At 61.4% G+C, this 14,750-nt stretch carries 12 protein-coding genes; 11 read left to right on the plus strand and 1 reads right to left on the minus strand.

The annotated features are described in order from the left end of the window. Positions 1–51: 51 nt before the first annotated feature. Complete coding sequence (locus tag AB9L16_RS04755) at positions 52–567, minus strand: Hcp family type VI secretion system effector (protein WP_007949952.1); 516 nt, start codon at positions 565–567, stop codon at positions 52–54. Between the two features lie 438 nt (positions 568–1,005). Here AB9L16_RS04755 and AB9L16_RS04760 point away from each other — a divergent pair, with 438 nt between their 5' ends. The 11 genes from AB9L16_RS04760 to AB9L16_RS04810 all read left to right on the plus strand — a co-directional run bounded on the left by AB9L16_RS04760 (position 1,006) and on the right by AB9L16_RS04810 (position 14,633). Beyond that, the gene (locus AB9L16_RS04760) at positions 1,006–2,628 is read left to right on the plus strand and encodes a methyl-accepting chemotaxis protein (protein ID WP_056783144.1); all 1,623 of its coding nucleotides are present in this window, start codon (positions 1,006–1,008) and stop codon (positions 2,626–2,628) included. Next, complete coding sequence (locus AB9L16_RS04765) at positions 2,628–3,164, plus strand: chemotaxis protein CheW (RefSeq protein WP_056783146.1); 537 nt, start codon at positions 2,628–2,630, stop codon at positions 3,162–3,164. The genes AB9L16_RS04760 and AB9L16_RS04765 overlap by 1 nt, the downstream gene beginning before the upstream one ends. Next, entirely contained in the window at positions 3,161–4,435 is a 1,275-nt protein-coding gene (locus AB9L16_RS04770; RefSeq protein ID WP_256810801.1) for a CheR family methyltransferase, read from the plus strand. The genes AB9L16_RS04765 and AB9L16_RS04770 overlap by 4 nt, the downstream gene beginning before the upstream one ends. Beyond that, positions 4,432–5,115, plus strand: a complete 684-nt coding sequence (locus AB9L16_RS04775; RefSeq protein ID WP_056783150.1) for a chemotaxis protein CheW — start codon at positions 4,432–4,434, stop codon at positions 5,113–5,115. Before AB9L16_RS04770 ends, AB9L16_RS04775 begins: the two co-directional genes overlap by 4 nt. Continuing rightward, positions 5,112–7,382, plus strand: coding sequence for a hybrid sensor histidine kinase/response regulator (locus AB9L16_RS04780; protein ID WP_375123180.1), 2,271 nt, complete (start codon positions 5,112–5,114; stop codon positions 7,380–7,382). The genes AB9L16_RS04775 and AB9L16_RS04780 overlap by 4 nt, the downstream gene beginning before the upstream one ends. Then, complete coding sequence (locus AB9L16_RS04785; RefSeq protein WP_095180462.1) at positions 7,379–8,389, plus strand: chemotaxis response regulator protein-glutamate methylesterase; 1,011 nt, start codon at positions 7,379–7,381, stop codon at positions 8,387–8,389. The genes AB9L16_RS04780 and AB9L16_RS04785 overlap by 4 nt, the downstream gene beginning before the upstream one ends. A gap of 48 nt (positions 8,390–8,437) precedes the next feature. Further along, positions 8,438–9,439 carry a PleD family two-component system response regulator gene (locus AB9L16_RS04790; protein WP_041478162.1) on the plus strand — a complete coding sequence of 334 codons (1,002 nt, stop codon included), beginning with the start codon at positions 8,438–8,440 and terminating at the stop codon, positions 9,437–9,439. 307 nt (positions 9,440–9,746) lie between these two features. Continuing rightward, positions 9,747–10,842 (plus strand): peptide chain release factor 2 gene (prfB, locus tag AB9L16_RS04795; RefSeq protein WP_099758102.1). Its coding sequence is split into 2 segments (ribosomal slippage): positions 9,747–9,818 and positions 9,820–10,842, totalling 1,095 coding nucleotides; the frame shifts between segments, so codons are not numbered across the junction. A gap of 79 nt (positions 10,843–10,921) precedes the next feature. Beyond that, positions 10,922–12,424 carry a lysine--tRNA ligase gene (gene lysS / locus AB9L16_RS04800; RefSeq protein ID WP_076566067.1) on the plus strand — a complete coding sequence of 501 codons (1,503 nt, stop codon included), beginning with the start codon at positions 10,922–10,924 and terminating at the stop codon, positions 12,422–12,424. 105 nt (positions 12,425–12,529) lie between these two features. Beyond that, on the plus strand, positions 12,530–13,243 hold the full coding sequence (locus AB9L16_RS04805; protein ID WP_056783159.1) for a TetR/AcrR family transcriptional regulator: 714 nt from the start codon (positions 12,530–12,532) through the stop codon (positions 13,241–13,243). Positions 13,244–13,382: 139 nt separating this feature from the next. Continuing rightward, the gene (locus tag AB9L16_RS04810) at positions 13,383–14,633 is read left to right on the plus strand and encodes a flavohemoglobin expression-modulating QEGLA motif protein (RefSeq protein WP_166554750.1); all 1,251 of its coding nucleotides are present in this window, start codon (positions 13,383–13,385) and stop codon (positions 14,631–14,633) included. Positions 14,634–14,750: the final 117 nt, after the last annotated feature.

Raw genomic sequence — 14,750 nt, forward strand, 5'->3', positions numbered from 1 at the left:
AAACAACATCGACCAGCAGAGCTGGCCGATGCGTGTAACGGTCAGCCGTAATTAAACGACTGGAGCACGCCAGTCATCGGAACCCGAAGTACCGGATACTTCGTGGGTCCAGGTGATTTTGCGGTAGGTGAACTGCACTTCTTCCAGGTGGGTGAAGTGCGCGTTGCCTGGATCCTGGCAGTTGTGCATTTTGTTGTTGATGGCGACGATGATCGCGTCTTCCAGTTTGGTGGTGTAGTAGTGCTCTTGGGTGCCTTGGGCCGAAGTGCGGTACCACTGGATAACGATTTCGCTCATGCGCTCGCCGGAAGTCAGAGCTGCTTGCAGCAGTGGCGAAGCCTTGTCGTAGACCTTGGTGATCACAACTGGCTTGTGTACGCGCTGACCGGTTGGCTGACCGGATTGCGGGTCACGCGGGATGATCACGTCGTGGGTGAAAGCCTGAACCATGACCTGGTCTTCGTGGCCTTCCTGGTAGGTGTTGCCAACGGAGTCGGCGGTGAAAGCGCCGGCAGTGATCAGGCCTTGTTTTTCGCCGGTAACCGACATGTACGCTGGTGTTGCCATGGGGTGCTCTCCTTGCGGATAAAGTTAGGGTGCCCGGAGGCGAAATCGCCCGGTGGGTGGCTGAGAGTTATCAAGGAGCGTGCCAGGTTTTGCGCGGTGCCCGGATGGCGGGGGCGCCACGGTAGTTGGTGATCATTCGGGGCGATTTTCAGCGGGAAAGTCGGGAGAAAGTGCGCAAGAAGTTGCGCAGTACTGCGCAACTTCTTGCGCACTTGGCTGCAGGGCTTGCACCGCTTGGGCTGCGCAGGATTTAGGCCCTGAAATATTACGACCAACTGCGCAACTTCTTGCGCAGTTGGGTATTTGCCGGGACTGCGGTGTGGCCTTCGCGAGCAGGCTCGCTCCCACAAGGACAGTACTGCCAGCGAAAGCGTCTTATAAATGAAACACCGCCCTCGGCTATACTCCCCGCATTTCGATCAGGCACGAGGATTCACTGTGAAGAATTGGACGTTGCGCCAACGCATTTTGGCGAGCTTTGCGGTGATTATCGCCATCATGCTGTTGATGGTGGTGCTGTCCTACTCGCGGTTGTTGAAAATCGAGGCCAGTGAAAACAGCGTGCGCGACGATGCCATCCCCGGCGTCTATTACAGCTCGATGATTCGTGGTGCATGGGTCGACAGTTATTTGCAGACGCAAGAGCTGCTCGGCCTCAAGGAAGGCCAGGGCGTTTCCAGCGAAGACGCTGCCGACTACAAGGCATTCGAGGCGCGTCTGCAAGAGCAGATGGCCAACTATCGCAAGACCATGGCCACCGATGAAGACCGTTCCGAATTCGCCCTGTTCGAGAAGTACCACGATACCTACATGCAGATTCAGGATGCCGTGCTGGACCTGCACAAGCGCAATCTGGAAGCCGATGCCATCAAGCTGTTCAACGAGAAACTGACCCCGGCGTGGTACACCGGGCGGATGAAGCTCAACGACATCATTGGCGAGAACAAAGTCGTCGCTGATACCGCCATGGCCAATATCGACGACGCGGTGGCAACGGCCAAAGTCAGCATGGTCATTTCCCTGCTGGTTGCGGTGCTGGCCGCCGGCCTCTGCGGTCTGCTGCTGATGCGCGCGATCATGGCGCCGATGAACCGCATCGTGACCATCCTCGACATCATGCGCACCGGCGATCTGAGTTCGCGCCTGAACCTTGATCGCAAGGACGAGTTCGGCGCGGTCGAAACCGGCTTCAACGACATGATGACCGAGCTGACGTCGCTGGTATCCCAGGCCCAGCGCTCCTCGGTGCAGGTGACCACCTCGGTCACCGAGATCGCCGCCACTTCCAAGCAGCAACAGGCCACCGCCACCGAAACCGCAGCGACCACCACCGAAATCGGCGCAACCTCCCGTGAGATCGCCGCGACTTCGCGGGATCTGGTGCGCACCATGACTGAAGTGTCCACCGCTGCCGATCAGGCCTCGGTGCTCGCCGGCTCCGGCCAGCAAGGCCTGGCGCGCATGGAAGACACCATGCACTCGGTCATGGGCGCAGCGGATCTGGTCAACGCCAAACTGGCGATCCTCAACGAGAAGGCCGGCAACATCAATCAGGTGGTGGTGACCATCGTCAAAGTGGCTGACCAGACCAACCTGCTGTCGCTCAACGCGGCGATCGAAGCCGAGAAGGCCGGCGAGTACGGTCGCGGTTTTGCCGTAGTCGCCACCGAAGTCCGGCGTTTGGCCGATCAGACCGCCGTGGCCACGTACGACATTGAACAGATGGTTCGCGAGATCCAGTCGGCGGTGTCGGCCGGGGTGATGGGCATGGACAAGTTTTCCGAAGAAGTGCGCCGCGGCATGTCGGAAGTGCAGCAGGTCGGCGAGCAGCTGTCGCAGATCATCCATCAGGTGCAGGCGCTGGCGCCGCGCGTGCTGATGGTCAACGAAGGGATGCAGGCCCAGGCCACTGGCGCCGAGCAGATCAACCATGCGCTGGTGCAGTTGGGCGATGCCAGCAGCCAGACCGTCGAGTCGCTGCGTCAGGCCAGTTTCGCTATCGACGAACTGAGCCAGGTGGCCGTCGGCCTGCGCAGCGGCGTTTCGCGATTCAAAGTCTGATGAGCGAAATCATCGCCAAACGTGGCGCCGCGCCAGTGGCGAAGCAGGCGCTGTTTCTGCTGTTTCGCATCGGCAACGAGCGCTATGCCCTGCGCGCCACGGAAGTGGCCGAAGTGCTGCCGCGCCTGCCGTTGAAGCCGATTGCCCGGGCGCCGCACTGGGTGGCTGGGGTGTTCGCCTATCGCGGGGCGGTGGTGCCGGTGATCGACCTCAGTGCGCTGACTTTTGGCCAGCCCGCCGAGGCGCGCACCAGCACGCGGCTGGTGCTGGTCAATTATCAGCCGGATCAATCGCAATCAGCACAATGGCTCGGGCTGATTCTCGAGCAGGCCACCGACACGCTGCGCTGTCATCCGCAAGATTTCCAGCCCTACGGCCTCGACAACCGCGAGGCGCCGTACCTCGGCCCGGTGCGCGAAGATGCGCAGGGATTGCTGCAATGGGTGCGGGTCGATGACTTGCTCGATGATGCCGTGCGCGGTTTGCTGTTCCCCGATCCGCCGCGTGATCCGGCGCAGCTTGAGGCGCAGCCATGAGCAGTGAGCAGCGCTTTTTCGATTTCCTCAAGGAACGCATCGGCCTCGATGTCGCTTCGGTGGGCGCGGCGATCATCGAGCGTGCCGTACGCCAGCGCACGACCCTGTCCCAGGCTGCCCACGCCGACGAATACTGGCAGCTGTTGCAAGGCTCGCGGGACGAGCAGCAGGCGCTGATCGAAGCGGTGATCGTTCCGGAAACGTGGTTTTTCCGTTATCCGGAATCTTTCGCGACGCTGGGCAAACTGGCGCGAGGTCGGCTTAAAGAACTCAATAATATGCGCGCGCTGCGAATTCTGAGCCTGCCGTGCTCGACCGGCGAAGAACCCTACTCGATTGCCATGGCCTTGCTTGATGCCGGATTGCAGCCGCATCAATTCAAGGTCGACGGCATGGACATCAGCCCGCTCTCGGTGGAAAAGGCGCGGCGTGCGGTGTATGGCAAGAACTCCTTTCGCGGTCAGGATCTGGAATACCGCGACCGACATTTTTTTGCCGAGCAGGACGGCCACCGGGTCAACGAATACGTTCGCGAACAAGTGCGCTGGCAGGTCGGCAATGTCCTCGATCCGACGCTGTTGGCGAGCGAGCCAGCCTTCGATTTCGTGTTCTGCCGCAACCTGCTGATCTATTTCGACCAGCCGACGCAAAAGCAGGTGTTCGAAGTGCTCAAGCGCCTGACCCACGTCGACGGCGTGCTGTTTATCGGCCCGGCGGAGGGCAGTCTGCTCGGGCGTTTGGGCATGCGTTCGATCGGCATCCCGCAATCCTTCGCTTTCAGCCGCCATAGCGAGCCGCACCCCGAACCGCTGCCGATGCCCAAACCGGTCGCCGTGCCGGTCAGCCAACCACTGCGCAGCGCGCCGCCGCCAGCGCCAGTGCGCAATCGGCCGTTCGCTGCCGTGACGGCTTTGCCGGTGACGAAAAAAACTGCCGACCCGGACGCCGCAACACTGCTGGCGCAGATTGCTGCACTGGCCAACGAAGGCAAAAGCGCCGAGGCCCGCGCCGCGTGCGAACACTATCTGCGCAGCCATGAACCCGTGGCGCAGGTGTTCTATTGGCTGGGCCTGCTCAGCGATGTCGCCGGGCTGAGCCTCGAAGCCCAGGGGTATTACCGCAAAGCGTTGTACCTCGAACCGCAACACCCCGAAGCGCTGATGCACCTGGCCGTATTGCTGCAGGCTCAGGGCGATACGGCGGGTGCCCGACGATTGCAGGAGCGCGCCGCCCGCAGCGGGCGCACCGCCGACAGTGAGCGTAAACGATGAGCGCGTCCGACACCTTGAACGTTACCCACGAAGACGCCCGCGCCATCGACGATTGCTGGAACCGCATCGGCATTCATGGCGACAAGTCCTGCCCGTTGCTGGAAGAGCATATTCATTGCCGCAACTGCTCGGTGTATTCCGCCGCCGCCACATGCCTGCTCGACCGTTATTCGTTGCAGCAGGACCAGCGCGAAGCGGTGGTCAGCAAGGTCGAAACCGACGTCAAGACCCGCTCGCTGCTGATGTTCCGCCTCGGCGAGGAATGGCTCGGACTGGCGACGCGCAGCCTCGTCGAAGTCGCGCCGTTGCAGGCGATTCACTCGCTGCCGCACCAGCGCTCGCGGGCCTTGCTCGGCGTGGCCAATGTCCGTGGCGCACTGGTCGCGTGCCTGTCTCTGGTGGAACTGCTCGACCTCGGCGCCAGCGTTGCGCCGGTCAGCGGCGGGCGAATCATGCCGCGCATGCTGATCATCGCCGCGCACGGCGGGCCGGTGGTGGTGCCGGTGGATGAAGTGGACGGCATTCATGCCATCGACGAGCGCATCCTCGACGCCGCGTCGCAGTCCGGTGCGCAGAACAGTGCCAAGTACACCCGTGGCGTTCTGCAATATCGCGGTCGCAGCCTGCGCTGGCTGGATGAAGAACAGCTGTTGTCCGCCGTGACCCGGAGCCTGACATGACCCCCGAGCAAATGCGCGACGCCTCTCTGCTCGAGCTGTTCAGTCTCGAAGCCGAAGCCCAGACCCAAGTGCTCAGCGCCGGGCTGTTGGCGCTGGAGCGCAATCCGACCCAGGCCGATCAGCTGGAGTCGTGCATGCGTGCGGCGCACTCGCTCAAAGGTGCGGCGCGCATTGTTGGCATCGACAGCGGCGTCAGCGTCGCCCACGTCATGGAGGATTGCCTGGTCAGCGCGCAGGAAGGGCGTTTGTTGCTGCGTCCCGAACACATCGACGCGTTGTTGCAGGGCACCGACCTGCTGATGCGCATCGCCACGCCGGCCAATGCGCCGCAACCCACGGACATTGAAGCCTACGTGACGCTGATGGGGCGTCTGCTCGATCTTTCGGCGCCAGCCGCTGTGGTTGCCACGCCACCGATGGCCGAGTTGCAGATCGAGCCAGTGCCGATAGTGTCGGCGCCGATTGTCGACGAGCCCGCCGAACCGACCCCGCGCAAAAACAAACGCACCACCGAAGGCGGCGAGCGCGTTTTGCGCGTCACTGCCGAACGCCTGAACAGCCTGCTCGATCTGTCGAGCAAATCGCTGGTGGAAACCCAGCGTCTCAAGCCGCATCTGGCGACCATGCAGCGCCTCAAGCGCATGCAGAACAATGGCCTGCGCGCACTGGAAAATCTCAATGTGCACCTGAAGGACCACGCACTGAGCCTGGAAGCGCTCGAGTCACTGGAAGATGCGCGACGTTTGCTCGCCGAGTCGCAGCAATTGCTCAGCGAGAAAAACGCCGAACTCGACGAGTTCGCCTGGCAGGCCAGCCAACGTGCACAAGTGCTCTACGACACCGCGCTGGCCTGTCGCATGCGCCCGTTTGCCGACGTGCTCAGCGGGCAGGCGCGCATGGTTCGCGATCTCGGTCGCAGCCTCGGCAAACAAGTGCGCCTGGAGATCGAAGGTGAGAAAACCCAGGTCGATCGCGACGTGCTGGAAAAGCTTGAAGCACCGCTGACTCATCTGCTGCGCAACGCCGTCGATCACGGCATCGAAACCCCGGAACAACGCTTGCTCAAGGGCAAGCCCGAAGAAGGCCTGATTCGCCTGCGCGCCTCCCACCAAGCCGGTTTGCTGGTGCTGGAACTCAGCGATGACGGCGGTGGCGTCGATCTGGAGAAAGTCCGCCGCAGCATCGTCGAACGGCAGTTATCCCCAGCCGAAACCGCAGCGCAATTGAGCGAAGAAGAACTGCTGACCTTCCTGTTTCTGCCGGGATTCAGCCTGCGCGACAAGGTTACCGAAGTGTCCGGGCGTGGCGTCGGCCTGGACGCTGTTCAGCATATGGTCCGCCAATTGCGTGGGGCCGTGGTGCTGGAGCAGACGGCGGGCGAGGGCAGCCGTTTCCATCTGGAGGTGCCGTTGACGCTTTCGGTGGTACGCAGCCTCGTGGTGGAAGTCGGCGAAGAGGCTTACGCATTCCCCTTGGCGCACATCGAACGCATGTGCGATCTGGCCCCCGAAGACATCGTGCAGGTCGAAGGACGCCAGCATTTCTGGCACGAAGGCCAGCATGTCGGGCTGGTTGCGGCCAGCCAGTTGCTCAATCGCCCGGCCAGTCAGAACGATGGCGCTACCCTGAAAGTCGTGGTGATCCGCGAGCGCGAGGCGATTTATGGGGTGGCTGTCGAGCGCTTCGTGGGTGAGCGCACGCTGGTGGTGTTGCCGCTGGACGAGCGTCTGGGCAAGGTTCAGGATATTTCCGCCGGGGCCTTGCTCGATGATGGTTCGGTGGTGCTGATCGTCGATGTCGAAGACATGCTGCGTTCGGTGGACAAGCTGCTCAATACCGGGCGCCTGGAGCGCATTGCCCGCCACGGCAATCAAACTGCCGAAGCGGCGCGCAAACGGGTGCTGGTGGTCGACGATTCGCTGACCGTGCGCGAGCTGCAACGCAAACTGCTGCTCAATCGCGGCTATGACGTCGCGGTGGCGGTGGACGGCATGGATGGCTGGAATGCGCTGCGTTCGGAGAACTTCGATCTGCTGATCACCGACATCGACATGCCGCGCATGGACGGCATCGAGCTGGTCACGCTGCTGCGCCGCGACAACCGTTTGCAATCGTTGCCGGTGATGGTCGTGTCGTACAAGGATCGCGAAGAAGACCGCCGCCGTGGACTGGACGCCGGCGCCGACTATTATCTGGCCAAAGCCAGTTTTCATGACGACGCCCTGCTCGATGCAGTGGTCGAGCTCATCGGGGGAGCGCGGGCATGAGGATCGCAATCGTCAACGACATGCCCCTGGCGGTGGAGGCCCTGCGCCGAGCGCTGGCCTTCGAGCCGGCGCATCAGGTGATCTGGGTCGCCAGCAACGGCGCCGAGGCGGTGCAACGCTGCGCCGAGTGCACGCCAGACCTGATTCTGATGGACCTGATCATGCCGATCATGGACGGTGTCGAAGCCACGCGGCGGATCATGGCCGAGACCCCATGCGCGATCGTCATCGTCACCGTCGACCGCCAGCAGAACGTGCACCGCGTGTTCGAGGCCATGGGCCACGGCGCGCTGGACGTGGTCGACACGCCGGCGATCGGCGCCGGCAATGCCCAGGAAGCGGCGGCGCCGTTGTTGCGCAAGATCCTCAACATCGGCTGGCTGATCGGCGACAAGGCGCCGCGCTCGCGCCCGGCGCCGAGTTCACCGCGCAGTTCGCCGTCACGTCAGCGGCTGGTGGCGATCGGTTCGTCTGCGGGTGGGCCGGCGGCGCTGGAAGTGTTGCTCAAAGGCCTGCCGAAGGATTTTTCCGCCGCGATCGTGCTGGTGCAGCATGTCGATCAGGTGTTCGCCGCCGGCATGGCCGAATGGCTGGCCAGCGCCAGCGGCCTCGATGTGCGTCTGGCCCGTGAAGGCGAGCCGCCGCAAAGTGGCGCGGTGCTGCTGGCCGGGACCAATCACCATATTCGCCTGTTGAAAAACGGCACGCTGGCCTACACCGCCGAACCGGTCAACGAGATCTATCGCCCCTCGATCGACGTGTTTTTCGAGAGCGTTGCCAGTTACTGGAACGGTGACGCGGTCGGGGTTTTATTGACCGGGATGGGGCGCGATGGCGCGCAAGGGCTTAAGCTCATGCGCCAGCAGGGCTATTTGACCATCGCCCAGGATCAGCACAGCAGTGCGGTGTACGGCATGCCCAAGGCTGCCGCGGCAATCGATGCCGCGGTGGAAATCCGCCCGCTGGAAAAGATAGCGCCACGATTGCTGGAGATTTTCCCCAAATGAACAGGTTGATCGGCAATCCAGGCCCCCGCAGTACTCAGGTGACCGCTCATGAATGATTTACAGATCGACGACATTAAAACCGACGAGAACGCCGCCATGGTGTTGTTGGTGGATGATCAGGCGATGATCGGCGAAGCGGTGCGCCGTGGGCTGTCGAATCAGGAAAACATCGACTTCCACTTCTGCTCCGACCCGCAGCAGGCCATCGCCCAGGCGGTGCGGATCAAACCGACGGTGATTCTCCAGGACCTGGTGATGCCCGGCCTCGATGGCCTGAGCCTGGTGCGCGAATACCGCAATCATCCGGCGACCAAGGACATCCCGATCATCGTTCTCTCGACCAAGGAAGACCCGCTGATCAAAAGCGCGGCGTTCTCCGCTGGCGCCAACGACTATCTGGTGAAACTGCCGGACACCATCGAACTGGTCGCGCGCATTCGCTACCACTCGCGGTCCTACATGACATTGCTGCAACGCGACGCCGCGTACCGAGCGTTGCGGGTCAGCCAGCAGCAATTGCTCGACACCAATCTGGTGCTGCAACGGCTGATGAACTCCGATGGCCTGACCGGGCTGTCCAATCGCCGCCACTTCGACGAGTACCTGGAACTGGAGTGGCGCCGTTCGCTACGTGATCAGACGCAGCTGTCATTGCTGATGATCGACGTCGATTACTTCAAGTCGTACAACGACAGTTTTGGCCACGTTGAAGGCGACGAAGCCTTGCGCAAGGTCGCCACGGCGATCCGCGAGGCCAGTGCGCGACCGTCGGACCTGCCGGCGCGTTACGGCGGCGAGGAGTTTGTGCTGGTGCTGCCGAACACTTCGCCGGGCGGCGCGCGGCTGTTGGCCGAGAAACTGCGCCAGACCGTGGCGGCGCTGAAAATTCCGCACAACACGCCGGCCGAGGGTTCCAGTCTGACCATCAGCATCGGTCTGGCGACCATGGTGCCGCAGGCGGGCAGTGACTGCCGGCTGCTGATTTCGGCGGCGGATCGCGGCTTGTATCTGGCCAAGAACAATGGGCGCAATCAGGTCGGGATCGAGTAACGGCCGTTGCCCTCACCCCAGCCCTCTCCCGGAGGGAGAGGGGGCCGACCGAGGTGTCTCGGGCCAGACATCGACCTGAGAGATCGCAGCGATTATGGATCTTCAGGCTTGGCGATCACGGATTCGGTGAAGCCATTCTATTCGGCGTATGTTTCAAATATCCCCCGATCGGTCCCCTCTCCCTCCGGGAGAGGGCTAGGGTGAGGGCAGCAATCTCGGCCCATTCACCGCCAGACGGGCTGCCGCGACAGGCTGTTTACGTTATACTCGCCGGCTTTCAAAAGTTCGCCAACGAGTGCTGCCCGTCATGGAAATCAACCCGATCCTGAACACCATCAAGGACCTGTCCGAGCGCTCCGAAACTATTCGGGGGTATCTTTGACTACGATCAAAAGCATGAGCGTCTGACCGAGGTCAATCGCGAGCTTGAAGATCCGAGTGTCTGGAACAAACCTGAATACGCCCAGGAGCTGGGCCGCGAGCGTGCCGCGCTGGCGCAGATCGTCGACACTCTCGACGAACTGAACGGCGGTCTGGCCGATTGCCGCGACCTGCTGGACATGGCCGTCGAAGAGAACGACGAAGGCGCAGTGGGCGATGTCGTCGCCGAGCTGGCCCGTCTCGAGGAAAATCTGGCCAAGCTGGAATTCCGCCGCATGTTCAGCCATGAAATGGACCCGAACAACGCCTACCTGGACATCCAGGCCGGTTCCGGCGGTACCGAAGCGCAGGACTGGGCCAACATCCTGCTGCGCATGTACCTGCGCTGGGCCGACAAACGCGGTTTCGACGCGACCATCATGGAACTGTCCGCCGGTGAAGTCGCCGGGATCAAGGGCGCGACCGTGCACATCAAGGGCGAATACGCCTTTGGCTGGCTGCGTACCGAGATCGGCGTGCACCGTCTGGTGCGTAAGAGCCCGTTCGACTCCGGCAACCGTCGCCATACCTCGTTCTCCGCTGTTTTCGTCTCGCCAGAGATCGATGACAAGGTGGAAATCGAAATCAACCCGGCAGACCTGCGGATCGACACCTATCGTTCCTCCGGTGCCGGTGGTCAGCACGTAAACACCACCGACTCGGCCGTACGTATCACCCACGTACCGACCAACACCGTGGTCAGCTGCCAGAACGAACGTTCCCAGCACGCCAACAAGGACACCGCCATGAAAATGCTGCGGGCCAAGTTGTACGAGCAGGAAATGCAGAAGCGCAATGCGGCCTCGCAGGCGCTGGAAGACACCAAGTCGGACATCGGCTGGGGTCACCAGATCCGCTCTTACGTGCTCGATGCCTCGCGGATCAAGGATCTGCGTACCAACATCGAACGCAGCGATTGCGACAAGGTGCTCGATGGCGACATCGACGAATACCTGGAAGCGAGCCTGAAATCCGGCCTGTAACACCCTCTGTGGGAGCGGGCTCGCCCGCGATCCCCAGCCGAAGGCTGGGGGCAACGAACCTGATGGAATACTTAAAGACATGAGCGACCTACAACTCGACCCGCAAGCCCTGCAACAGGAAGAAAACTCCCTGATCGCCCTGCGCAAGGAAAAGCTTGCTGCCGAGCGCGCCAAGGGCAATGCCTTCCCGAACGACTTCCGCCGCGAAAACTACTGCGATGCCTTGCAGAAACAGTACGCGGACAAGACCAAGGAAGAGCTGGCAGAGGCTGCAATCCCGGTCAAGGTTGCCGGTCGCATCATGCTCAACCGTGGCTCGTTCATGGTGATCCAGGACATGACCGGACGCATTCAGGTCTACGTCAACCGCAAGACGCTGTCCGAAGAAACCCTGGCTGCGGTGAAAACCTGGGACATGGGCGACATCATTGCTGCCGAAGGCACCCTGGCGCGTTCCGGCAAGGGCGACCTGTACGTTGAAATGACCAACGTGCGTCTGCTGACCAAGTCGCTGCGTCCGCTGCCGGACAAGCACCACGGCCTGACCGACACCGAACAGCGCTACCGTCAGCGTTACGTCGACCTGATCGTCAACGAAGACGTGCGCCAGACCTTCCGCGTGCGTTCGCAAGTGATCGCGCACATCCGCAGCTTCCTGATGAAGCGCGACTTCCTCGAAGTCGAAACGCCGATGCTGCAGACCATTCCCGGCGGCGCCGCAGCCAAGCCGTTCGAAACTCACCACAACGCGCTGGACATGGAAATGTTCCTGCGTATCGCGCCTGAGCTGTATCTGAAGCGTCTGGTGGTCGGTGGTTTCGAGAAAGTCTTCGAGATCAACCGCAACTTCCGTAACGAAGGCGTTTCGACCCGTCACAACCCTGAATTCACCATGTTGGAGTTCTATCAGGCGTACGCCGATTACGAAGACAACATGGATCTCACCGAGGAACTGTTCCGCGAGCTGGCGCAGCTGGTGCTGGGCAGCACCGACGTGCCGTACGGCGACAAGGTGTTCCATTTCGGCGAGCCGTTCGTGCGGCTGTCGGTGTTCGACTCGATTCTCAAGTACAACCCTGAGCTGACTGCCGATGATCTGAATGACATCGACAAGGCTCGCGCCATCGCCAAGAAGGCCGGCGCCAAGGTGTTGGGCTTCGAAGGTCTGGGCAAACTGCAGGTGATGATTTTCGAAGAACTGGTCGAGCACAAGCTGGAGCAGCCGCACTTCATCACTCAGTACCCGTTCGAAGTGTCGCCGCTGGCCCGTCGCAATGACGAGAACCCGAACGTCACCGACCGCTTCGAGCTGTTCATCGGTGGTCGTGAAATCGCCAACGCCTACTCCGAGCTGAACGACGCCGAAGACCAGGCCGAGCGCTTCATGGCGCAGGTGGCCGACAAGGACGCCGGTGACGACGAAGCCATGCACTACGACGCCGACTTCGTCCGTGCGCTGGAGTACGGCATGCCGCCAACCGCCGGTGAAGGTATCGGCATCGATCGTCTGGTGATGTTGCTGACCAACTCGCCGTCGATCCGCGATGTGATCCTGTTCCCGCACATGCGACCGCAAGCGTAAACGTTTCAGTTGAAAAGCCGCCTAAAACAGGCGGCTTTTTATTGCCTGTCTGGTACAAATGTATCAATTGGTTAATTTGCAAATAGCAGAGGAAGTGCTGTCGTGATGGGTGCAATAGCTCAAGAAGGTGCAGCGGGTATCGCCACTGCGGTCGCTGAAAGTGTTCAGTACCAGGGCCGCAAGGCCAGCCGACAGGGCAGTGAGCAGCGTCGCCAGGACATTCTCGACGCCGCGATGCGCATTGTCGTGCGCGACGGCGTGCGAGCCGTGCGCCATCGTGCGGTCGCGGCGGAGGCCGGTGTGCCGCTGTCGGCGACCACGTATTATTTCAAGGACATCGATGACCTGCTCACCGATACCTTCGCCCAATACGTTGAACGCAGCGCGGCGTACATGGCCAAGTTGTGGATCAATAACGAAGGTCTGCTGCGCGAAATGGTGGTCAGCGCCGACGGCAGCCCGGAGTCGCGCTCGCAACTGGCCGATGACATCGCGCGGCTGATGGCCGATTACGTGCACCGGCAACTGATCAACCGCCGCGAGCATCTGATGGCCGAGCAGGCGTTCCGTCAGGAAGCGCTGCTCAATCCGCGTCTGGCCATTCTGGTGCGCTCCCATCAGCAGATTCTGTTGCAGGGCACCTGCCAGTTGTTCCAGGTACTGGGCTCGCGCGAACCACAGCAGGATGCCAAGGTGTTGACGGCGATTATCGGCCGGATGGAATATCAGGGCCTGCTCAACGACGCCGAGCCATTGGCCGAAGAGGACATGCTCGGGATTCTGACGCGGTATATGCACCTTGTATTGGCGTCGGTGTAACACAATGTCGTCCGTCTGACGCCGATCCCCCTGTAGGAGCAGCCTTCGGCAGCTCCTACAGGGAGCCCGCGCCCAGTCATTCAAAGCGTCACGTTTTCTACAGGAGTTTCGGGTGGACGATTACCAGCAGACGATACGCATGTTGTCCGATCGCATTGTGCTGGCGCAGACGCCGATCCGCGTGCTCGATGCGGTCAAGTGGGACGACAACGTGCGCAAGGGCTTCCTCAAGGCCAAAGGCAAGGAAATGCCGGCGGTGGATCGCGACTACTACCTCAACCGCCCGCTGTCGTTCGATTCGAGCCAGGTCAAACTGGAATTCCAGAACATCGAGCGCGACATCACCCGCCAGCTCGGCCAGTTCAACCCGGTCGGGCAGATCATGCGGCGCATGTGCAAGGAATACCGCATGGTGGTGCGCATGCTCGAAGCGCGCGGCACCGAGGACTTCGGACTGATCTCGCAAGAACTGTACGGCGCGGCGTCCGATGCCTTCCACGCCGGTGACCCGACATTGGCCGACCTCGGCCTGATGATGTCCGACTACCTGAATAACATCGACGGGCGCGGCGATCTGAAGGACGAGCCGAAAATCCTCACCGCCAAAGACGCGGTGCACCTGCTGCAAACCCGACTGAACAAGGTATTCGGTGAGGCCGAAGAAACCATTCGCGTGTTCGAGTCCGACGGCATCGTCGCCGACGCCGCGGCGGGCGCCGACTACATCAAGATCCGCACGGATGCGCTGTTCAACGACCGCGACGTGCGCGCACTGGAAGTCCACGAAGGTCTGGTGCACGTCGGCACTACGCTCAATGGCTTGAACCAGCCTATCTGCACTTTCCTGTCCAAAGGCCCGCCCTCGTCAACGGTGACCCAGGAAGGGCTGGCGATCCTGATGGAAATCATCACCTTCGCTTCTTACCCGAGTCGCCTGCGCAAACTGACCAACCGCACCCGTGCGATTCATATGGTCGAGGAGGGCGCGGACTTCTTGCAGATCTACGAATTCTTCCGCGAGCAAGGTTTCGAGATGGCCGAAAGCTACGGCAACGCCAGCCGGGTTTTCCGTGGCTCGACGCCGACCGGTCTGCCATTCACCAAAGACTTGTCCTACCTCAAGGGCTTCATCATGGTTTACAACTACATTCAGTTGGCCGTGCGCAAGGGCAAGCTCGAGCAGATTCCGCTGTTGTTCTGTGGCAAGACCACACTGGAAGACATGCGAACCTTGCGGCAACTGGTGGATGAAGGGCTGGTGGTGCCGCCGAAATATCTACCTGACCAGTTCCGTGACTTGAATGCGTTGTCGGCGTGGATGTGTTTCTCCAACTTCCTCAACCATTTGAGCCTGGACCGGATTGAGGCGGATTACTCCAATATCCTCTAGACCCACCACCGAACCCCTTGTGGGAGCGAGCCTGCTCGCGAATGCGATTTCACCTTCAACATTGATGTCGGCTGATACACCGCTTTCGCGAGCAGGCTCGCTCCCACAGGTTTGATT

The organism is Pseudomonas sp. LW8 (assembly GCF_041956865.1).
Lineage (GTDB): Bacteria > Pseudomonadota > Gammaproteobacteria > Pseudomonadales > Pseudomonadaceae > Aquipseudomonas > Aquipseudomonas siliginis.